The organism is Kluyvera sp. 1366, from assembly GCF_054823405.1.
In genome coordinates this window covers 247274-267645 of the sequence record NZ_JBTRDW010000002.1, presented here as the reverse complement: position 1 = coordinate 267645, position 20372 = coordinate 247274, and the positions used below count along the sequence as shown (strand labels likewise).

At 56.4% G+C, this 20372-nt stretch carries 17 protein-coding genes; 7 read left to right on the top strand and 10 right to left on the bottom strand.

Annotated elements, in window-relative coordinates:
* The first annotated feature begins 53 nt into the window (after nucleotides 1-53).
* A complete protein-coding gene (locus tag ACVLVH_RS04745; protein ID WP_008106442.1) occupies nucleotides 54-254 on the top strand; it encodes a DUF2767 family protein in 201 nt (66 codons plus the stop codon).
* Between the two features lie 56 nt (nucleotides 255-310).
* Here ACVLVH_RS04745 and nifJ read toward each other — a convergent pair whose 3' ends face one another.
* Together nifJ and ACVLVH_RS04735 are read right to left on the bottom strand one after the other, a co-directional pair.
* A complete protein-coding gene (nifJ, locus tag ACVLVH_RS04740) occupies nucleotides 311-3838 on the bottom strand; it encodes a pyruvate:ferredoxin (flavodoxin) oxidoreductase (protein WP_498948860.1) in 3528 nt (1175 codons plus the stop codon).
* A 138-nt stretch (nucleotides 3839-3976) separates the two neighbouring features.
* Complete coding sequence (locus ACVLVH_RS04735) at nucleotides 3977-4633, bottom strand: MgtC/SapB family protein (protein WP_061718808.1); 657 nt, start codon at nucleotides 4631-4633, stop codon at nucleotides 3977-3979.
* Between the two features lie 189 nt (nucleotides 4634-4822).
* Here ACVLVH_RS04735 and ACVLVH_RS04730 point away from each other — a divergent pair, with 189 nt between their 5' ends.
* Nucleotides 4823-5095: a putative hemolysin gene (locus tag ACVLVH_RS04730; protein WP_061718809.1), complete on the top strand. Its 273-nt coding sequence runs from the start codon at nucleotides 4823-4825 to the stop codon at nucleotides 5093-5095.
* Nucleotides 5096-5111: 16 nt separating this feature from the next.
* Here the strand turns inward: ACVLVH_RS04730 and ACVLVH_RS04725 are convergent, their stop codons facing one another.
* Nucleotides 5112-6104: a 2-hydroxyacid dehydrogenase gene (locus ACVLVH_RS04725; RefSeq protein ID WP_192233964.1), complete on the bottom strand. Its 993-nt coding sequence runs from the start codon at nucleotides 6102-6104 to the stop codon at nucleotides 5112-5114.
* A 171-nt stretch (nucleotides 6105-6275) separates the two neighbouring features.
* On the opposite strand from ACVLVH_RS04725, the gene ACVLVH_RS04720 reads away from it, so the two are divergent.
* The 4 genes from ACVLVH_RS04720 to ACVLVH_RS04705 are packed head-to-tail and all read left to right on the top strand — an operon-like array spanning nucleotide 6276 to nucleotide 10760.
* A complete protein-coding gene (locus ACVLVH_RS04720; protein WP_498948858.1) occupies nucleotides 6276-8894 on the top strand; it encodes a YdbH family protein in 2619 nt (872 codons plus the stop codon).
* Nucleotides 8891-9079, top strand: a complete 189-nt coding sequence (locus ACVLVH_RS04715) for a YnbE family lipoprotein (protein WP_008106429.1) — start codon at nucleotides 8891-8893, stop codon at nucleotides 9077-9079. The genes ACVLVH_RS04720 and ACVLVH_RS04715 overlap by 4 nt, the downstream gene beginning before the upstream one ends.
* 11 nt (nucleotides 9080-9090) lie before the next feature.
* Complete coding sequence (locus ACVLVH_RS04710) at nucleotides 9091-9411, top strand: YdbL family probable chaperone protein (protein ID WP_101764307.1); 321 nt, start codon at nucleotides 9091-9093, stop codon at nucleotides 9409-9411.
* A gap of 35 nt (nucleotides 9412-9446) precedes the next feature.
* Nucleotides 9447-10760 (top strand): MFS transporter, encoded by a 1314-nt coding sequence (locus tag ACVLVH_RS04705; protein ID WP_277973644.1) that lies wholly within the window; start codon nucleotides 9447-9449, stop codon nucleotides 10758-10760.
* A 5-nt stretch (nucleotides 10761-10765) separates the two neighbouring features.
* Here ACVLVH_RS04705 and ACVLVH_RS04700 read toward each other — a convergent pair whose 3' ends face one another.
* The 3 genes from ACVLVH_RS04700 to ACVLVH_RS04690 all read right to left on the bottom strand — a co-directional run bounded on the left by ACVLVH_RS04700 (nucleotide 10766) and on the right by ACVLVH_RS04690 (nucleotide 12867).
* Nucleotides 10766-11425: an NAD(P)H-binding protein gene (locus tag ACVLVH_RS04700; RefSeq protein WP_101764309.1), complete on the bottom strand. Its 660-nt coding sequence runs from the start codon at nucleotides 11423-11425 to the stop codon at nucleotides 10766-10768.
* Between the two features lie 48 nt (nucleotides 11426-11473).
* Complete coding sequence (locus tag ACVLVH_RS04695; protein WP_277973643.1) at nucleotides 11474-12178, bottom strand: GNAT family N-acetyltransferase; 705 nt, start codon at nucleotides 12176-12178, stop codon at nucleotides 11474-11476.
* Between the two features lie 89 nt (nucleotides 12179-12267).
* Nucleotides 12268-12867: an FMN-dependent NADH-azoreductase gene (locus ACVLVH_RS04690; protein ID WP_277973642.1), complete on the bottom strand. Its 600-nt coding sequence runs from the start codon at nucleotides 12865-12867 to the stop codon at nucleotides 12268-12270.
* 230 nt (nucleotides 12868-13097) lie between these two features.
* On the opposite strand from ACVLVH_RS04690, the gene hrpA reads away from it, so the two are divergent.
* Nucleotides 13098-16994 (top strand): ATP-dependent RNA helicase HrpA, encoded by a 3897-nt coding sequence (gene hrpA, locus ACVLVH_RS04685; RefSeq protein ID WP_498948855.1) that lies wholly within the window; start codon nucleotides 13098-13100, stop codon nucleotides 16992-16994.
* 154 nt (nucleotides 16995-17148) lie between these two features.
* On the opposite strand, the gene ACVLVH_RS04680 is transcribed toward hrpA, so the two are convergent.
* From ACVLVH_RS04680 to ACVLVH_RS04665, 4 genes are all read right to left on the bottom strand, one after another.
* Nucleotides 17149-17955, bottom strand: coding sequence for a trypsin-like serine peptidase (locus tag ACVLVH_RS04680; protein WP_137385851.1), 807 nt, complete (start codon nucleotides 17953-17955; stop codon nucleotides 17149-17151).
* Nucleotides 17956-18071: 116 nt separating this feature from the next.
* On the bottom strand, nucleotides 18072-18152 hold the full coding sequence (ydgU, locus tag ACVLVH_RS04675; protein WP_455843913.1) for a small membrane protein YdgU: 81 nt from the start codon (nucleotides 18150-18152) through the stop codon (nucleotides 18072-18074).
* 80 nt (nucleotides 18153-18232) lie between these two features.
* Nucleotides 18233-18703 (bottom strand): acid resistance repetitive basic protein Asr, encoded by a 471-nt coding sequence (gene asr, locus ACVLVH_RS04670; RefSeq protein WP_007888004.1) that lies wholly within the window; start codon nucleotides 18701-18703, stop codon nucleotides 18233-18235.
* 170 nt (nucleotides 18704-18873) lie between these two features.
* The gene (locus tag ACVLVH_RS04665) at nucleotides 18874-20361 is read right to left on the bottom strand and encodes a carboxypeptidase M32 (protein WP_498948853.1); all 1488 of its coding nucleotides are present in this window, start codon (nucleotides 20359-20361) and stop codon (nucleotides 18874-18876) included.
* Nucleotides 20362-20372: the final 11 nt, after the last annotated feature.

The following is a 20372-nucleotide window of genomic DNA, read 5'->3' as shown; positions in this document are numbered from 1 at the left end:
CTGACAGGATGGCCGAAGTGCTTTTTTTACTTTCTTTAGGTGAGGAGCGGCAAATGCAAACGTACGATATGGTTTTTGAAGAGGCGTGTCGGCTGGTGGGGCAATGTTATCTGGAGCTGGCACAGCGAGGCGCAGCAACCGAAAAAGAGGTGTTAGCCAGCGAGTTGCGCAATCTACAGTTGCGCTATCGTGAACTCACCGGCTCACCGAATCGGGCGGTAGAGATGGCCATCGTTCAGCTCAAGCCTTGTTAATCCATCAACATTAACCCAGCAAAGAAACGCCCGGCCATCGCGCCGGGCTTTTTCATCTACTCGCTTTTCTCGGTTTTCCCGGCTAACTCGGCCAGCCGCTGATAACGCTGACTGGCGGCTTCCGTTGCATCACGCCACAGCTGCGACGCTTCTTCTGGCCGCTGAGTTTGCAATTGGCGGAAACGCTGCTCGTTCATTAATGCCTGTTCGAGTTCCGAGGTCGGCGGACGCGAATCCAGCGCCAGCGCGGCTTTACCTTGCTCGGCGCGTCGAGGATCAAAACGATAAAGCGGCCAGAAACCGCTGGTGGTCAGCAGGCGCATCTGTTCGTGGCTATAAGCCAGATCGTAGCCATGCTCTTCACACGGGCTGTAAGCGATGATCAGCGAGGGTCCCGGCCAGGCTTCCGCTTCCTGAATCGCTTTCACGGTTTGATTGAGCTGGGCGCCCAGCGAAATCTGCGCCACATACACATGCCCATACAGCAGCGTCGACATGCCGAGATCCTTACGCGCCTTGCGTTTCCCCTGTTCGCCAAACTTGGTCACCGCGCCGAGCGGCGTCGCTTTTGATGCCTGGCCACCGGTATTGGAGTAACACTGCGTATCCAGCACCAGCACGTTGACGTTTTCGCTCAGGCTAATCAAGTGATCGAGGCCGCCGTAGCCAATGTCGTACGCCCAACCATCGCCACCAATCAGCCAGACCGATTTCGCCACCAGCGCATCCGCTGTGTCGTTTAGGGCTTTGGCTTCAGGCTGCGATGACGCAGCGAGAAGGGCGCGCAGCTGTGTAATCTGCTCGCGTCGTTGCGAGACGGTGACGTTGTCACCTTTTAATGCGTCAACCAATGCCGCCGGTAGCTGCGCAGCGCATTGATCAAGTAGTCTGAGCGCGCGCTGTTTCTGCTGGTCGACGCTCAAGCGGAAGCCCAGACCAAATTCGGCATTATCTTCAAATAGCGAATTCGCCCACGCCGGACCGCGACCTTCAGCATTGGTGGTGTAAGGCGTGGAAGGCAGATTACCGCCATAAATGGAGGAGCAGCCGGTGGCATTGGCAATCAGCAGGCGATCGCCATACAGCTGCGTCAGTAGTTTGATATAGGGCGTTTCCCCGCAGCCCGAGCAGGCACCGGAATATTCAAACAGCGGCGTGATCAGCTGCGAGGTGCGGATATCAATACGTTCCAGCTGCTCGGCGGTGATCTCCGGCAGCGCGAGGAAGGCATCATAATTGACCTTTTCCGTCTCAACATGCTCCAGGCGTGATTTCATGTTGATGGCTTTGATTTCTGGATGCTGGCGGTCGCTGGCCGGGCACACTTCCACACACAGATTGCAGCCGGTGCAATCTTCCGGCGCCACCTGCAGCACGTATTTCTGTCCGCGCATATCGCGCGATTTAACATCCAGTGAAGCGAGCGAAGCTGGCGCATCTTCCAGTGCTGCAGGATCAACCACTTTGGCGCGAATCGCCGAGTGCGGGCAGGCGGCGACGCAATGGTTGCACTGCGTACAGAGATCGGGCTGCCAGATCGGCACGGCTTCGGCGATATTGCGCTTTTCCCATTGCGTGGTGCCAACTGGCCAGGTTCCATCAGGCGGCAGCGCCGAAACCGGCAGTTTATCGCCAAGGCCGGCCAGCATCGCTGCGGTGACGGTTTTGACGAAATCGGGTGCGCTATCGGCTACCACCGGCGGGCGATGCGGACTGCGATCGTCTACCGGTTGCAGCGGCACCGTCTGTAGCGCTTGTTGTGCCATCGCTAGCGCTTGCCAGTTGCGCTGCACCAGCTCTTCGCCTTTACTGCTGTAACTGCGCGCAATGGCGTTTTGCAGTTCGGTTAACGCGCTATCGCCCGGCAAAATCTGGGTCAGCTGGAAAAAGGCCATCTGCATCACGGTGTTGATACGCGCGCCCAGCTGGCATTCGCGCGCGATACGGGCAGCGTTGATCACATAGAAGCGCGCCTGTTTGTCGTTGAGCTGGCTCTGCACTTCCTGCGGCAGGCGCGGCCACACCTCCTCAGCGCTGTAGGGCGTATTGAGTAGAAAAATCCCGCCCGGTTTAAGCTGATCGAGCATCGAATACTTATCGATAAACTGCAGCTGATGGCAGCCAATGAAATCGGCTTGCTGAATCAAATAGGCGGATTGAATCGGATATTCACTGACGCGCAGATGGGAAACCGTCAGGCCGCCGGCTTTCTTCGAGTCGTAGACGAAATAGCCCTGCACCTGCCACGGCGTAGCGTTACCGATTATCTTCAGGTTGTTTTTACTGGCGCTGACGCTGCCGTCGCTGCCCAAACCATAAAACAGCGCTTCAAGCCGTGCGCGATTCGGCACGATGTTGGCTTCCAGCGGCAGCGAAAGATGGGTGACGTCGTCGTAAATGCCGACGGTAAAACGCGCTGGCGGTGTTTCGCGCAGCAAGGCACGAAACACTGCCAGCACCGCATCGGGTGCGAACTCTTTCGACGACAAACCATAGCGACCGCCGATTACCTTCGGCAGCGACGCACTCTCGCCACGGCTGTAAGCTTCAGCCAGCGCGGTCATCACATCCAGGAATAGCGGTTCGCCGAGCGCGCCGGGCTCTTTGGTGCGATCGAGCACCGCAATCCGCTGGGCGGAAGCGGGGATCTTTTGCAGCAAATGCGCCGCCGAAAACGGGCGATAGAGGCGCACTTTCAACAGCCCGACTTTCTCGCCACGCTGCAGCATTTCATCAATCGCCTCTTCAGCCGTGCCGCAGCCGGAGCCCATCATCACCATTACGCGCCCGGCCTGCGGATGGCCGTAAAACTCAAACGGCTGATAATGGCGGCCGGTATTTTCGCCAAACGCGGTCATTGCAGCCTCAACGTGCTGGGTGCAATCGTCATACCAGCGGTTGGTGGCTTCGCGTGACTGGAAATAGGTATCAGGATTGGCGGATGTGCCGCGAATCGTTGGACGATCCGGCGTCAATGCACGGGCGCGATGGGCGTTGATTGCCTCGGCGGGCATCAGCGCCTGCAAGGTTTCATCGCTGATCGGCACGATCTTGTTGATCTCGTGCGAGGTGCGGAAGCCATCGAAGAAGTGGATAAATGGGATGCGGCTATTCAGTGAGGCGATTTGTGCAATCAGGGCAAAATCCTGCGCTTCCTGCACGCTGGAGGCGCAGAGCTGCGCGCAGCCGGTTTGTCGTACTGCCATGACATCGGAGTGATCGCCAAATATCGACAGCGCGTGCGTCGCCACGGTCCGCGCCGCGACGTGCAGCACAAACGGCGTCAGCTGGCCCGCCAGTTTGTAGAGCGTCGGGATCATCAACAGCAATCCCTGCGAAGAGGTGAAGGTGGTTGAGAGTGCGCCGGTTTGCAGCGCGCCGTGCACCGTGGCAATCGCGCCGCCTTCAGATTGCATCTCGACCACGCGCGGCACATCGCCCCAGATATTACGGCGGCCTTCGCCGGACCAGCTATCCGCCAGCTCGGCCATGGTTGAGCTGGGCGTGATGGGATAAATGGCAATCACTTCGCTGGTGCGGAAGGCGACTGAAGCCACTGCACCGTTACCGTCGACGGTAATCATAAATCGTCCTTTGCTACGCGGAGAAACCCGCAAACTTTACGGGGGTTATCAGTTCAGTTTAGCAAAGGGCTATGACGCGACTTTTTCATCTGTGTGCTGGCGAGGTGGCAGCGCACCACAATCTAACATTGATGATTTTTACATCATCTCCAGCGATTGAACGCCTTTGATTTCCATCACCTTGTCATAGATGTTATGCATTGGTGTGCGTCGTGACAATGTCACCTCAACGCTCAGTTCGCACAGACCAACCTCTTCATCACGGTTAACTACGGCGATGTGACCGTAACGCACATTTTCGCGTTGCAGCACCAGTAGCACCAGCGGCACGCTTTTGGGTTTGAGGTGCACCAGCAGCGTATGGTGACGGCCAATCAACCAGTGACTGATGCGACGGAACGTCTCCAGCACTACCAGCGCCAGCACGGTGCCGTAGATACCGATTTCATACATGCCGCTACCGATCACCAGACCAATCGCCGCAGTGACCCATAAACCGGCGGCGGTAGTAAGACCTTTCACCACTTGCTTCTGAATAATGATGGTACCGGCGCCGAGGAAGCCCATGCCGCTCACCACCTGCGCCGCAATACGGCTGGGATCGAGCGCTACATGGTCGCTGACTAACATATCGGCAAAGCCATATTTCGATACCAGCATAAACATCGCGCTGCCGATACCGACCAGGATATGGGTGCGCAAACCGGCCTCTTTGGCGCGCAGCTGCCGCTCTAGCCCAATCAGTCCGCCGAGGATTCCAGCCAGCGCGATGCGGATAAGCATATCCGTCAACATCGTTCTCTCCTTAGTTATTGATAAACAAATCATCCGCCGGGTGAAAAGGGCGGAAACATCTCAAACAGGATAATTCTGCTTGCAAACATTGAAATTAAATTTTGTAAAAAGCTGTGTCGCCTATCGATCCCTCAGCGCACCTGACATATGCTGGTGCGACTTTTTCGCTCAATCCCCGGAGCCCCATCGATGAAAGCCGCTCTCTTCCTGCTGGCTGGCGCTACCTTGTTACTTTCTGCCTGCAGCAGCAACAGTGACAACGAACCGCCGCAACAAGCTACTGCCGCCCACGTACAACCGCGCGTTGTGATGTCATCAATGGCTGAAGTGAATTGCAGTAATGCCGGGGGATCGCTGGCGTTTTCGCGTCAGTTAGACGGTTCACGCATCGGTATGTGCCAGTTGGCGAATGGTCGTCGCTGTGACGAACAGGCGCTAATGGGTGGAAGCTGCGCCCGCTAAGGCAGGCGCAGAAGGGTTAAGCGGTGACCTGATTCGGGCTGATTTCGCCGCGTTCCAGCTGTTGCAAGTTGCTGAGCGTGGTTTCTGAAATTGCCGTCAAGGCTTCGGCGGTCAGGAAAGCCTGATGGCCGGTGAACAGCACGTTGTGACAGGCCGACAGACGACGGAACACATCATCCTGAATCACGTCATTCGATTTGTCTTCAAAGAACAGATCGCGCTCGTTTTCATACACATCCATTCCCAGCGAACCAATCTTCTGCTGCTTAAGCGCATCAATTGCCGCTTGTGAATCAATCAAACCGCCACGGCTGGTGTTGATGATCATCACGCCATCTTTCATTTGGCTGAACGCCTGCGCGTTGAGCAGATGGTGGTTTTCCGGCGTAAGCGGACAGTGCAGCGTAATCACATCGGCTTCAGCGAACAGCGTTTTGAGATCGACATATTCCGCGCCCAGCTCCAGCGCCGCCTGGCTTGGATAGGGATCGAACGCTAACAGGCGCATGCCAAATCCCTTGAGAATACGCATCGCCGCGATACCAATCTTGCCGGTTCCGACCACGCCCGCGGTTTTGTTATGCATGTTGAAGCCGGTTAAGCCATCCAGCGAGAAGTTAGCGTCGCGCGTGCGTTGATAGGCGCGGTGAATGCGACGATTCAGCGTCATCATCAGGCCAACCGCATGTTCCGCCACCGCTTCTGGCGAATACGCCGGGACGCGCACCACGTTTAAGCCGAGCGCTTTCGCCGCCGCCAGATCGACGTTATTGAAACCGGCACAGCGCAGCGCAACGTGCTTCACGCCCAGCGCCGCCAACTCTTCCAGCACCGCTTTGCTGGCATCATCGTTGACGAAAATACACACCGCATCACAGCCCGCGGCGTTCTTTGCCGTCGCCGGTGTCAGCAGAAAGTCAAAAAACTGCAGCTCAAATCCGTAGCTGTCGTTGACGTGTTCAAGGTATTTTTGGTCGTAATGCTTGGTGCTGTAAACCGCAACTTTCATTGTTTCGCTCCTGAAAAATGCAACGTCGGTATCACAACAGGATAACGTTTTCCGCGTCATTTTGCTGTGCTTCAGCCAGACTATGTCGCTAACACCTTCATTTGCCGGACGTAACATGCCATCATTTGGCTCCTCGTCAGGATTGTGTAAAGAACAGGAACGTTAACTGCCATGACGCGTGGCCTTCGCCGAACACTTGCTGCGCTGCTGGCGCTAATATTGCTGCTATTGGGATTGCTGCTGACGCTCACGCAATGGTTGCCGCGTCTGGCCGGTATCTGGCTGCCCGAAAATACTCGCGTGGAACTCAACGGCACACCGCGCTGGCAGCAAGGCGCGCTGCATTTCCCGGCGGTGCGCTATCTGGCGGGCGATTGTGTACTGGCAAACGTCAGCGATGCGGCGCTCGGCTGGCAGCAAAAGCGCTGGCAACTTAGCGCGGGAGAAGTCCAACTCAACAGCGACTGCCTGCAATCGCTGCCGCACAGCGAAGCGAGCGGTGCGCCGCGCAGCCTGGCTGACTGGCAGAAGATGTTGCCTGGCGCCGATGTCCACCTGCAAAAAATCACCATTCTGCCGTGGCAACAATATGCCGGACGTTTCGATCTCACCTTAAATAACGATGTGCAGCGGCTGCATTATCAGGGCGACAACCTGAGTGTGGATGCGCGGTTGCAAGGCCAACTGCTGCAGATTGCCCAGCTGCAGCTCAGTCATCCTTTACTGCCCAAACCGCTCAACCTGCATGGCGATGTCACCTTGCCAACCTTTGCCGATGGCTTGCCGGTAGCGGGCGAACTCAGCGCTGACCTCAATATTGTGCAGTGGCCGCAGCCGCTGGCGCTGGCGCTCAACTGGCAGCAACAGCAAGGCACCTTGACGGTGAAGCAGCAGGATGACGATCAGCCGCTGCTGCAGATGCCGTGGCAGGTCGATGAGCGGCAGATTCGTATTACGCAAGGTCAATGGCGCTGGCCGCAGGCCGATCAGCCGCTATCGGGTGGCGTGGCAGTAACGCTGGAAAACTGGCAGCAAGGACTGGAAAACACGCTGGTCAGCGGGCGATTTAATTTGCTGACGCAAGGGCGCGGCGGTAAAGGCAATCTGGTATTAAGCGTTGGCCCGGGCAAACTGAGCATGGTCGATAGCGCCTTGCCGTTCCAGTTGACCGGCGAGAGCAAATTCGCCGATCTGCAGCTGTTTGGCAGCATGCCGGGCTTACTGCACGGCGTGCTGACCGATCCGCAATTGACCCTGAAACAAGGCGCGCTGCTGCGTTTGCGCGGTCGCTTGCTCTCAACGCTGGAAGTGGATGAAGCGCGCTGGCCGCTGGCGGGCGTGACGGTGGCGTCGAGCGGAATTAATGGTCGCCTGCAGGCAATACTTAAGGCACACGATCCCAGCTTTGGTCGTTTCAGATTGCATCTCGATGGCCGCGCCAGCGATTTCTGGCCCGACAGCGGCGTGTGGAACTGGCGTTATTGGGGGGACGGCCTGATCGAGCCGCTCACCGCCAAATGGGACGTGAAGGGCACCGGCAGCTGGCAGGACACTTTGATCAGCCTCGACACGCTGAATACCGGTTTCGATCAGCTGGCGTACGGCATGGTGCAAGTGGCTAAACCGCGCCTGACGCTCAATGCGCCGGTGCGCTGGCAGCGCGATCCCTCGCATCCGGCGTTTAACGGTGGCTTCACGCTCAAATCCGGTCAAACCCAGTTCAGCTACGGCGGCTGGCTGCCGCCATCAGAACTTAATTTTGAAGCCAAAGGCAGCGATCCCAGCCAGTTTATCTGGCGCGGTCAGCTGACGGCGGAGGATATTGGCCCGGTACGCGTGCATGGCCGCTGGGACGGCGAACGTCTGCGCGGCGAAGCCTGGTGGCCGGCGCAATCTTTGACGGTGTTCCAGCCGCTGCTCAGCAGCGATTTAAAAATGCGTATCCAATCGGGTGAACTGCGCGCGCAGGTGGCATTCTCGGCGGCCAGCGAGCAGGGCTTTGAAGCGGGCGGTCACTGGACGGTGAAAAACGGCAGCCTGTGGATGCCGGACAGTGAAATCAACGGTATCGATTTCTCGCTGCCGTTCCGGCTGAAGGATCATCAATGGCAGCTTGGACGGCGCGGCCCGGTTTCACTGCGTATCGCCGAAGTAAAAAATCAGTTCTCACTGCAAAACATCACCGCTGATTTGCAAGGTCACTATCCATGGCAGGAGCGCCAGCCGCTAACGCTCAGCAACGTCAATCTCGATCTGTTAGGCGGACACGTCAGCATGCCCGAACTGCGCATGCCACAGCATCAAGCGGCGCGCGTCTCGCTGAAGGAGATCAATCTCAGCAAGCTGGTCAGCGCGATCAAACCCAAGCAGTTTGCCATGTCTGGCAAGGTCAATGGCGAATTGCCGCTGTGGGTGAATAATCCGCAATGGCTGGTTGAAAAGGGCTGGATCGCCAACAGCGGTCCGCTCACCTTCCGGCTGGATAAAGATATGGCGGACGCGATTGTCAGCAATAACTTTGCGGCCGGAGCGGCGCTGGATTGGCTGCGCTACATGGAAATCTCGCGTTCATGGGCCACTATCGATCTGGATAACTTCGGCAATCTAATCATGCAATCGGAAGTGAAAGGCGTTAGCCAGTTCAGTAACCGCCGACAGACCGTTAATCTGAACTACCGGCATCAGGAAAATTTGTTCCAGCTGTGGCGCAGCCTGCGCTTTGGCGATAATTTGCAATCCTGGGTGGAGCAAAATGCCACCTTACCCTCGAAGAAGGATCCCCAACCATGAGCCTCAGGGCATTACTGGTGCTGGCAGCCTGGCTGCCGCTGATTGGCTGCGTGCCGCGCATTGAAGTTGCGGCGCCGAAAGAGCCCATCACCATCAATATGAACGTCAAAATTGAGCATGAGATTCACATCAAGGTGGATAAAGATGTGGAAGCGCTGCTGAAGAATCAGAGCGGACTGTTTTGAGGAGAAGCATGATGAAACGCAAGGGGATCGCGCTGCTTGCGGCGCTGCTGCTGATGCCGTCTGCCTGGGCGCTCACGCTGGATGAGGCGCGTCAACAGGGGCGCGTGGGCGAAACGCTCAGCGGCTATGTGGCGGCGCGTCAGCAGGACGAAGAAACGCTGGCGCTGGTCAAGCGCATTAACGATGGCCGCCTGCAGCAATATCAGCGCGTGGCGCAGCAAAATAACCTGACTGCCAGCGAAGTGGCGCGCATCGCCGGCGAAAAGCTGGTGAACCGCGCAGGGAGCGGCGAGTATGTGCGCGGCATCAATGGGCAGTGGCTGCGTAAGTAAGGTTTATCCGCAGATAATCTTTTTGGGAGCTTAAAATGCCAATGCCGCAAACGACAACGGATGCACAGAAGCGCGCCTTAATCGCCGGTTCAGTGGGCAATTTCATTGAATGGTACGAGTTTGCGGTTTATGGCTTTCTCGCGACGGTGATCGCGCAGAACTTCTTTCGCCTGCAAGGCGAAGCCGAGCTGACCGGCATTATTTTGACCTACGCTTCCTTCGCCATCGCCTTTTTCTTCCGTCCGCTGGGCGCAATATTTTTTGGCCGCATGGGCGATCGTATTGGGCGCAAGCCGACGCTGATTTTTGTCTTGATCATGATGACGCTGGTGACGACCGCGATCGGCATTATTCCCACCTATGCCAGCATTGGTGTGGCGGCGCCGCTGATCATTACCGGTCTGCGTATTCTGCAGGGCTTGTTTGCTGGGGGGGAATACGGCGGTGCGGTGTCACTGATGACAGAGTTTGCCCCCAAAGGGCAGCGAGGACGTTACGGTGCCTGGCAATCATTCACCGTGGCGTTGGGCCTGCTGGCGGGCGCTGGCATTGTCGCGTTGCTGTCGGCGGTGTTGAGTGTGGATCAGATGCACAGTTGGGGCTGGCGCATTCCCTTCTTCCTCGCCTTGCCGATGGGGATGGTGGCGCTGTGGCTGCGCTATAGCATGGAAGAAACGCCCAGCTTCGTGCGTCAGCAGCAAACGCAAAAAGCGCATCAGCCAATGGCGGTCAGCGCCAGTTTTGGCGCGACGCTCAGGATTATCTTGCTGGCAATCAGCCGCGTGATGGTGTGGTCAGCGGCGGGCTATACCTATCTGGTGATCATGCCAACCTATCTGCAATCTTCGCTGCACACCGGCTTTAACCAGGCGCTATCGATTGCGGTGATCTCCAATCTTGGCTTTGCCGCCACCATCATTCCAGCAGGCATGCTTAGCGATAAAATCGGACGCCGCAGCGTGATGGTTATCGCGGCATGTTTGTTGCTGGTGCTGGCATTGCCGTTATTGAAAGTGTTGCAGGCCGAGTCCTCAACGCTGTTGATCAAGGCGCTGGTGGTGTTTGTGGCGGGTGGAATTGTGGGATTGCTGGCAGGACCGGGCCCGGCAATGTTAGCTGAAATGTTCCCCACGCGCGTCCGCTATACCGGGCTGGGACTGGCCTATTCACTCTCTAACGCAGTTTTCTCGGGGTGTGCCGGACTGATTATCACCTCCCTGATTAAGCAAACGGGGAATCTGGATATCCCCGCCTGGTACATCATGGTCACGGCTGCAATCAGTATTCCGGCGCTGATGACGCTAAACAAAAAAGACCATCTGCGTTCGCTGGATGAAGCAGATGGTTGAAGACGCTAGCGTGTTGCCAGTTGCTTAACTGCTTCATGCACCGGCACTTCACCGCCGGTTAACTCAATGATCACCCGGCTGACCGCCGGTTGATCGATGATTTCAGCCAGCGTCGCCGCCACGTCATCGCGAGGAATATCGCCATACGGGATGGCCAAACCAGCACGCACCCGGCCTTGGCCTTGCTCATCCGTTAGCGTGCCGGGGCGTAAAATCACCCAATCCAGATCGCTTTGCGCCAGCTCGACATCTGCTGCTTTCTTCACGCGCATGTAGTTTTCGAAGCTGGCGGAGAGGTTTTTGTTTCTGCCGGCTTCAGGGAAAGCCGAAACCAGCAGAAAGCGTGAGATGCCGGCCTGCTGCGCGGCAGCAACTGCGGTAGTTAATCCTTTGCCATCAATGGCGTTCGTCATCTCTTCACCGCCTTTGCCACCGGCACCGGCGGTGAAGACCACCACATCGCTGCCCTTCATCAGCGCGGCCAGCGATGTTGCGTCCAGCGCGGTTAAATCGCCGTTAACCGGCTCCGCACCCCGTTCACGCAAAGGCTGCTCCTGTTCCGCTTTGCGAAACAGCGGGCGCGCAACGTGCCCGTTTGCGGCCAGCAGTGATGCCAGACGACGGCCAATGTTGCCTGCGCCGCCAATGATAAATACCTTGGACATGAGTACCTCTTAAATTGCGTGGATAACAGCGAGTCAGTATAGCCAACGTCAATCTGCGGAGAAAAAGCAGCGCAGCTTTTGCCTTTCGCGTCCGTGCTGATCCATATTCTCCACCGCCAGCCATTGGCTTAAAGCCTGCTGAATCGGCGGCCATTCACCATCAATGATCGATAACCAATCGGTATCGCGATTGCGCTGTTTGCGCGTCATGGCCTGACGAAAACGACCTTCAAAGGTAAAGCCGATACGTTCAGCGGCGCGTCGGGAAGCCAGATTTAGGGAATCACAACGCCAAGCCACGCGGCGATAACCGAGCGCGAAGGCCTGCTGCAACAGCAGATATAACGCTTCAGAGCCCAATACGTTGCGCTGCATCAGCGGCGACCAGGTCACATGGCCAATCTCAATCGCGCCGTTCTGCACGTCGATATTGGCGAAACAGACCGCGCCAACCGCTTGCTGATTAGCCTGATCGATCACCGCATAACTGACCAATCCACGGTCACCTATTTTGTTAGCAATCCAATCGTTCATCTCGGCTAACGATTGCGGCTGCGATGCGCCAAGCCAGGTCCAGTCGCGATCGTCGGGTGCCAGCAAAAAGGCGGCAAACAGGGCGGGCGCGTGATTGAGTTGAAGCGGTGTGAGATGGCAAAAGCGGCCAGTGAGAATAGCAGCGGGCGGGAAGATTGCGGGTTGCCAGTCGTGTAGCGCAAAACCGATAGGCTGACCATATTGATTGTGTTGTGTCACTTCATCTCCTTTCGCTGTGCTGAAAAATAACAGCAAAAAAAATGCCCGCCAGTTAAGCCTGGCGGGCATTGATCATGCGAAAAAAATGATTACGCAGCAACAATTTGTTTGATGGCGTCTTTTGCATCGTTAGCCGCTTTGGTCGCCACTTCTGGACCATAAGCGATGCCTTCCGCGAACACGAAGTCCACGTTAGTGATACCGATGAAGCCGAGGAACAGCTTCACGTATGGGGTCAGCAGATCGCTGGCCGTATCTTTATGGATGCCGCCACGGCTGGAGAGGATCACCGCACGTTTGACGGTTACCAGACCTTCCGGACCTGCTTCGGTGTAACGGAAGGTCACGCCAGCGCGGGCAATCAGATCGAAGTAATTTTTCAACTGAGTTGGAATGTTGAAGTTATACATTGGTGCGGCAATAACCACGGTGTCATGGGCTTGCAGTTCAGCAATCAGCTCATCGGAGAGAGACAGCGCTTCCTGCTGACGTGGTGACAGTGGGGCATCGGATGGGCGCAGCGCGCCAACCAGCTCACCATCCAGCACCGGAATCGGCTGCGCGGCTAAATCACGTACGGTAACCGAGTCACCTTTAGCGCGTGCTTCGTCAGCGTAGAAGTCAGCCAGTTGATTTGACTGAGAGTAACCAGCGAGGATGCTTGATTTCAGAACTAAAACTTTGCTCATGGTATTTTCCTGTGCGTTACGCGGTTGGCTTACCGCTCAATGCTTTACACTGTACGGAGTTAGCCCGCGAGGTAAAAGCGCAATATTTCGAGATCAATGTTCGAAATAATTGAATAACCTCGCACGTCCCGTTCAGGCAGGTGTTCCAAATTGTGCTATGATGCCGACCATTAATTGCTTGAATCCGCCGGGAAATCATCTGCCCGCTGCAACAACAGGTACGCATCGCTATGTCATCATCCGACTCTTCACCTTTAGCCTCCCTCTGGCCGCGGCTCGATAATCTGACGCTGCGCGACAGTCAACGTCTGCGACGTCGACTGCTGGGCGCTGCAAAGGTGAAAAATCCTGCGGCGCAGCAGGGCATTGTGGCTGAACTGGAGCCGGAATTTGTCGCGGCGGAGCAGCGCCTGGCGCAGCGCACGGCGGCGACACCGCGCATCACTTTCCCTGACAACCTGCCGGTAAGTCAGAAGCAGCAGGATATTGCTGATGCGATCGGTCAGCATCAGGTGGTGATCGTCGCGGGTGAAACCGGATCGGGTAAAACCACGCAGCTGCCGAAAATCTGCCTGGCGCTGGGGCGCGGAGTTAAAGGGCTGATTGGTCATACTCAGCCGCGTCGTCTGGCGGCGCGCACCGTGGCCAACCGCATTGCCGATGAGCTGGAAACCTCGCTCGGCGGCACCATCGGTTACAAGGTGCGCTTTAACGATCAGGTGAGCGAAACCAACCAGGTTAAGCTGATGACCGACGGTATCCTGCTGGCGGAAATCCAGCAGGATCGCCTGTTGCTGCAGTACGACACCATCATTATCGATGAAGCGCACGAACGCAGTCTCAACATCGATTTCCTGCTCGGCTATCTGCGCGAACTGTTGCCGCGTCGTCCCGACTTAAAAGTCATTATCACGTCAGCGACCATCGATCCGCAGCGTTTCTCACGCCATTTCCACAATGCGCCGGTGATTGAAGTGTCCGGCCGGACGTATCCGGTCGAAGTGCGTTATCGCCCAATGGTGGAAGAGGCTGACGACACCGATCGCGATCAGCTGCAGGCGATTTTCGATGCGGTCGATGAGCTGGGACAAGAGAGCCGCGGCGATATCCTGATCTTTATGAGCGGCGAGCGCGAAATCCGCGATACTGCCGATGCGCTGATGAAGCGCGATATTGCGCACACCGAGATTCTGCCGCTGTATGCGCGCCTGTCGAACGCCGAGCAAAACCGTGTGTTCCAGTCGCACAGTGGACGCCGCATCGTGCTGGCGACCAACGTGGCGGAAACCTCGCTGACCGTGCCCGGCATCAAATACGTTATCGATCCCGGCACCGCGCGTATCAGCCGCTACAGTTTCCGCACTAAAGTGCAGCGCTTGCCGATTGAGCCGATTTCGCAGGCTTCCGCTAATCAGCGAAAAGGGCGCTGCGGCCGCGTTTCGGAAGGTATCTGTATTCGCCTCTATTCCGAGGATGATTTCCTCAGCCGTCCGGAATTTACCGATCCTGAAATTCTGCGTACTAACCTCGCCTCGGTGATTCTGCAGATGACCGCGCTGGGACTGGGCGATATTGCTGCCTTCCCATTTGTCGAAGCGCCGGACAAGCGCAATATTCAGGATGGCGTGCGCCTGCTGGAAGAGCTGGGTGCCATCACGCTGAGTGAAGACGAAACCTACAAGCTGACGCCTTCGGGCCGCCAGCTCGCGCAGTTGCCAGTCGATCCGCGTATGGCGCGCATGGTGCTGGAAGCGCAAAAATTTGGCTGCGTACGCGAAGCGATGATCATCACCGCGGCGCTATCGATTCAGGACCCGCGCGAGCGTCCTTCGGATAAAAAGCAGGCATCTGACGAAAAACATCGTCGTTTTGAGGATAAAGAGTCTGATTTCCTCGCCTTCGTCAATCTGTGGAATTACCTGCAGGAGCAGCAAAAAGCGCTCTCCAGCAATCACTTCCGTCGCTTGTGTAAAACCGAGTTCCTTAACTATCTGCGCGTGCGTGAATGGCAGGATATCTACACGCAACTGCGTCAGGTGGTGCGGGAACAGGGGATGCCGGTCAACAGCGAACCTGCGCCGTATCGTGAAGTGCACTGCGCTTTGCTCACCGGCTTGCTGTCGCATATTGGTCAGAAAGATAACGACAAGCAGGAGTTTACCGGCGCTCGCAACGCGCGCTTCGCCATCTTCCCCGGTTCCGGGCTGTTTAAGAAGCCGCCGAAGTGGACCATGGTGGCAGAACTGGTGGAAACCAGCCGTTTATGGGGCCGCGTTGCCGCCCGTATCGATCCGGAATGGATCGAACCGCTGGCGCAGCATCTAATTAAACGCAGTTACAGCGAACCGCACTGGGAAAAAGCACAGGGCGCGGTGATGGCGACGGAAAAAGTGACGCTTTACGGCCTGGCAATTGTGCAGGCGCGTAAGGTTAATTACAGCCGCATCGATCCGCAACTGAGCCGCGAGCTGTTTATACGTCATGCGCTGGTGGATGGCGATTGGCAGACGCGTCACGCGTTCTTCCGCAATAACCTCAAACTGCGCAACGAAATTGAAGATCTGGAGCACAAATCGCGTCGTCGCGACATTCTGGTCGATGATGAAACGCTGTTTGCTTTCTACGATCGCCGCATCGGCAGCGACGTGGTGTCTGCACGCCATTTCGATAGCTGGTGGAAGCAGGCCAGCAAAGAGAATCCGGATCTGCTGAGCTTTGATAAGCAAATGCTGATCAATGACGGCGCGGACAAAGTCAGCCAGCTCGATTACCCCAATTTCTGGCATCAAGGCAACCTGAAACTCAAACTGAGCTATCAGTTTGAACCGGGCGCGGATGCCGATGGCGTGACGGTGCACATTCCGCTGCCGCTGCTGAACCAAATCGAAGAGACCGGTTTTGAGTGGCAAATTCCGGGTGTGCGCCGCGAATTGGTTATCGCGCTGATCAAATCGCTGCCCAAGCCGGTGCGCCGCAATCTGGTACCCGCGCCCAACTACGCCGAAGCGTTTCTCGGTCGCGTTACGGCGATGGAACTGCCGTTGCTGGATGCGCTGGAACGCGAATTCCGCCGCATGACCGGCGTCACCATTGACCGGGAAGCCTGGCAGTGGGATCAGGTGCCCGATCACCTGAAAATGACTTTCCGTGTAGTTGACGAACACAACCGTAAGCTGCAGGAAGGCAAGAATCTGCATCAGCTGCGGCTGCTGCTGAAAGGCAAAGTGCAGGAAACGCTGTCGAAAGTGGCGGATGATGGCCTGGAACAGAGCGGTTTGCACATCTGGAGCTTTGGCGATTTGCCGCAAAGCTACGAGCAGAAGCGCGGTAGCTATCAGGTCAAAGCCTGGCCGGCGCTGGTGGATGAAAAGGACAGCGTGGCGATTCGCCTGTTCGATAGCGAAGTGGAACAGCAGAAAATGATGTGGCGCGGTCAACGTCGCCTACTGCTGCTCAACATTCCGTCGCCAACCAAGTATCTGCACGAGAAGCTACCGAACAAAGCCAAACTCGGTTTGTACTTCAATCCCTACGGCAAAGTGCTGGAACTGATTGATGACTGTATCGCCTGCGGCGTGGATAAGCTGATGGCGGAGGCGGGCGGCCCGGCGTGGCAACAGGAAAACTTCGAACAACTGCGCGACAAAGTGCGTGCTGATTTGAACGAAACCGTGGTCACCATCGCCAAACAGGTCGAACAGATCCTGACCTGCGTGTTCAATATCAACAAGTTCCTTAAAGGACGCGTGGATATGTCGCTGGCGCTGGCGTTAGGCGATATCAAAGCGCAAATGAATGGCCTGGTGTATCGCGGTTTCGTCACCGGCAATGGCTGGTCGCGTCTCGGTGATACGCTGCGCTATCTGCAAGGTATTGAGCGTCGTCTCGAGAAGCTGCCGGTCGATCCTCACAGCGATCGTGCGCGTATGCTGAAAGTGCAGGCGGTGGAGCAAGCATGGCAGACGTGGCGGAATAAATTGCCGCCCCAGCGTCAGGATGATGCCGACGTGCAGGCGATTCGCTGGATGCTGGAAGAGCTGCGAATTAGCTATTTCGCCCAGCAGCTGGGCACGCCTTATCCAATTTCGGATAAGCGTATTCTGCAGGCGATGGAGCAGTTGAGTTAATTGTTAGATGGCGCGATAAATCGCGCCGCTACGAAACAGCGCGTTTTTAACATCGCACAATTCTCGAAGAAAACGGCAAGGCGGGGCAGCGGCCCCAGGGATGGGCCACGACGACGTTACGTAGCGGCCCCGCCTTTTGCCTGAGAGCGCCGAATTACTGGGCTAACTCTTCCAGCTTATCTTTAAAGGACGGCACCGCAATCGCGCGGTTATCGGCACGGTAACGATCGGCCGGCGCGGGTGCTGAACTCTGTACCGCAATCAACTGCCACTCATCACCGTTCTTCAACAGCAGCGGCGAACCGCTGTCGCCCGGCAAGGTATCGCACTGATGCGACAACACTGCACGCTGCGCCCAACCGGTCACTAAACAATCGCTGTGCGAATAGAGCGTATCCAGATGATCGGCCGGATATCCGGCTTGCGTCACTTTACGTTGCGTGGTTTTCAACGCGGCGGTTAAATCGCCACGCGAACCCTCAAACAATGGAATCGGCACAATACCGGAGGGAGGGTTATGCAAAATAACCAGTCCGTAATCGTAGGGTGCGGCTCCCGGCGGCACGATCCAGCCTTCGCCGTCTGCCTGCAACCGGCGCGCTAAAGAGGGTTCAACGCGCGCATCAATATCATGAATCTCGTAGCGCCAACCTTTCGCGCTGGCCATAAAACGCAGCGCCACCGGCTTATCAAACTTGCCGGGCGGAGCCAATAAACAGTGTCCGGCGGTCAACGCCAGATGGGCAGAAATCAAGGTGGCAGTGCAGAGGTTACCGCTTTCGGTCTCTAACTGACCGATGGCATCCCAGGGCGCGGCGCTCACGTCGCTGATCGCCTGGCGATGATCTTTGCCAAAAAACAACGTTTTGATGTCTTCCGGGCTTGGCCCATCTTCATCATCGGCATGTGCTGTGTGGGTAAAACTGAAAAGACCAACGAGTAACAGGATAGCCAGGCGCATAGTTCTCTCAATGGCGAGAATAAGTAGAAGTTGTTGTCATCACGCTTGAGCGATAACTATAGTCGGTGAGCGGTGAAAAAGGGAGAAATATTGGAGTAATCAGCACGCTACAACGACTAGATAAAAAAGCTGGCTGCAACTATGCCACAGAGGATCATCACAATCAGAATAATTTCGAAGCGATAGCGACGCACCATTTTTCGCTACTCCAGTAAATAAACACCCGGCATAACCGGGTGTTTTCAATCATCAATACGGTGTTGGCGCTAAAGCGATCTTATTTAGCTGCTTTTTTCACTTTGTGGTGCTTTTTAGCAGCCTGAGCTTTCTGCGCAGCTGGCTTGGTTACTTTGTGGTGCTTTTTAGCAGCCTGAGCTTTCTGTGCAGCTGGTTTGGTTGCTTTGTGGTGCTTTTTAGCTGCCTGGGCTTTCTGTGCAGCTGGCTTGGTTGCTTTTTTGTGGTGCTTTTTAGCAGCCTGGGCTTTCTGTGCAGCTGGCTTGGTTGCTTTTTTATGATGCTTTTTAGCGGCCTGAGCTTTCTGTGCAGCTGGCGCTTTCTTCTCTACTTTTTTGTGCTTCTTAGCAGCCTGCGCTTTCTGAGCAGCAGGTTTCTTATGATGTACTGCTTTGTGTTTCGCTGGCGCTGCAGTGGTTGCTGGCGTTGCTGGAGCAGCTGTGGTCTCAGCAGCGAAAGCAACAGAAGACATACCCATAGCAGCGGCGATCACCAGTGCAAATAATTTTTTCATTGCAAAATCCTCGAACTATTTTTTCATGTGTAGCCCACTGCGGGGCCGGTGAAAACACTATATGAAAAACAATTCAGGCTTTCCGTGAGGCATTGGTATCGGCGTGTAACGGATTGTACAAAGCGGCGTAAAGGAAGAGAAAAGGGCGGCCGCATCGGCCGCCGCGCAGTTTACTCAGAGAGATAACGTTGTTCAAGGTGCTGACGGAAATAGTGCGGATTCAGCGCTTCGCCGGTGGCATTGATCAGCAGCTGCTGCGTTGGGAAACGGCTGCCGTGCTGCCAGATGTTCTGCTGTAACCAGTCAAACACTGGCTGCAACTCACCTTGCTGGATCAGCGTCTCAACCTGCGGAATGGCACGCTTCACCGCCTGGAACAGCTGGGCTGCATACATCGCACCCAAGGTGTAGGTGGGGAAATAGCCAAACGCACCGTCGGTCCAGTGAATATCCTGCATGCAGCCATCGCGATAATTACCGCGCGTATCAATGCCCAACGATTGCTGCATCTTCTCGTCCCACAGCGCCGGGATATCTTCAACTTCAATCTCGCCTTCAATCAGCGCGCGCTCGATCTCGTAACGTAAAATCACGTGCGCCGGATAACTCAGTTCGTCAGCGTCGACACGAATAAAGCCCGGCTTCACGCGCTGCGCCTGACGGATAAAGTTGTTTAGCGCCAGCGCAGGCTGATCGCCCATCAGCGCCACCACCTGCGGATGGATATGTTGCAGGAAGGCTTCACTGCGCCCCAGTTGCATCTCCATAAACAGGCTTTGCGACTCATGAATCGCGGTAGAACGCGCCTGCGCCACCGGCTGACCGCGCCACTGTTTTGGCAAATTCTGCTCGTAGCGCGCATGGCCGGTTTCATGGATCACGCCCATCATGGCGCTAAGGAAGTCGTTCTCGTTGTAACGCGTGGTAATGCGCACATCTTCCGGCACGCCGCCGCAGAACGGATGCGCACTCACATCTAAACGGCCGTGATTGAAATCGAAGCCCAGCGTTTTCATCACGCTCAGGCCGAGCTGTTTCTGCGATTCGATAGCGAACGGACCCACCGGCTGCGCGATCGGGGTTTGCTGCTGCTTCGCCACTGCTCTTTGTAGCAGGTCGGGCAACCAGCTTTTCAGATCGCCAAAGGTTTGATCCAGCTGCGCGCTGGTCATGCCAGGCTCAAACACATCCAGCAGCGCGTCGTAGCGCGATACGCCGAGTGCATCGGCACGCAGCTGCGCCTCTTGACGACTCAGCTTGACCACTTCTTCCAGATTGGCGGAGAAACCTTGCCAGTCGTTCGCCGGACGCTGCTGACGCCAGGCGTGTTCACAGCGCGAACCGGCCAGCGACTTGGCTTCCACCAGTGAGGCGGGCAGCAGCGTCGCTTGCTGCCAGGCGCGCTGCATCTCGCTCAGGTTAACCTGCTCGACATCATTCAATGATTCCTGCTGCGCGGCATCAAACAGCCCGCCGAGGCGTTTATCGGTCAGCACTTCGTGCATGAACACGCTCAGTTCGGCCATCGCTTCACCGCGCGCCTGGCTGCCGCCCGGCGGCATGGTGGTTTGCATATCGACACCGGCAATGGCGCCTAAATGGCCAAAGCGGGAGAGACGCTGAAAAGTGCGGCTAAGTTCTTGATAAGCTGAAGTCACGTAAAAAGCTC

Excerpts from the sequence above, each read along its gene's own strand:
- ACVLVH_RS04745 (WP_008106442.1), top strand. The coding sequence starts at position 54 with ATGCAAACGTACGATATGGTTTTTGAAGAGGCGTGTCGGCTGGTGGGG.
- nifJ (WP_498948860.1), bottom strand. The coding sequence starts at position 3,838 with ATGATTACCGTCGACGGTAACGGTGCAGTGGCTTCAGTCGCCTTCCGC.
- ACVLVH_RS04735 (WP_061718808.1), bottom strand. The coding sequence starts at position 4,633 with ATGTTGACGGATATGCTTATCCGCATCGCGCTGGCTGGAATCCTCGGC.
- ACVLVH_RS04730 (WP_061718809.1), top strand. The coding sequence starts at position 4,823 with ATGAAAGCCGCTCTCTTCCTGCTGGCTGGCGCTACCTTGTTACTTTCT.
- ACVLVH_RS04725 (WP_192233964.1), bottom strand. The coding sequence starts at position 6,104 with ATGAAAGTTGCGGTTTACAGCACCAAGCATTACGACCAAAAATACCTT.
- ACVLVH_RS04720 (WP_498948858.1), top strand. The coding sequence starts at position 6,276 with ATGACGCGTGGCCTTCGCCGAACACTTGCTGCGCTGCTGGCGCTAATA.
- ACVLVH_RS04715 (WP_008106429.1), top strand. The coding sequence starts at position 8,891 with ATGAGCCTCAGGGCATTACTGGTGCTGGCAGCCTGGCTGCCGCTGATT.
- ACVLVH_RS04710 (WP_101764307.1), top strand. The coding sequence starts at position 9,091 with ATGAAACGCAAGGGGATCGCGCTGCTTGCGGCGCTGCTGCTGATGCCG.
- ACVLVH_RS04705 (WP_277973644.1), top strand. The coding sequence starts at position 9,447 with ATGCCAATGCCGCAAACGACAACGGATGCACAGAAGCGCGCCTTAATC.
- ACVLVH_RS04700 (WP_101764309.1), bottom strand. The coding sequence starts at position 11,425 with ATGTCCAAGGTATTTATCATTGGCGGCGCAGGCAACATTGGCCGTCGT.
- ACVLVH_RS04690 (WP_277973642.1), bottom strand. The coding sequence starts at position 12,867 with ATGAGCAAAGTTTTAGTTCTGAAATCAAGCATCCTCGCTGGTTACTCT.
- hrpA (WP_498948855.1), top strand. The coding sequence starts at position 13,098 with ATGTCATCATCCGACTCTTCACCTTTAGCCTCCCTCTGGCCGCGGCTC.
- ACVLVH_RS04680 (WP_137385851.1), bottom strand. The coding sequence starts at position 17,955 with ATGCGCCTGGCTATCCTGTTACTCGTTGGTCTTTTCAGTTTTACCCAC.
- ydgU (WP_455843913.1), bottom strand. The coding sequence starts at position 18,152 with ATGGTGCGTCGCTATCGCTTCGAAATTATTCTGATTGTGATGATCCTC.
- asr (WP_007888004.1), bottom strand. The coding sequence starts at position 18,703 with ATGAAAAAATTATTTGCACTGGTGATCGCCGCTGCTATGGGTATGTCT.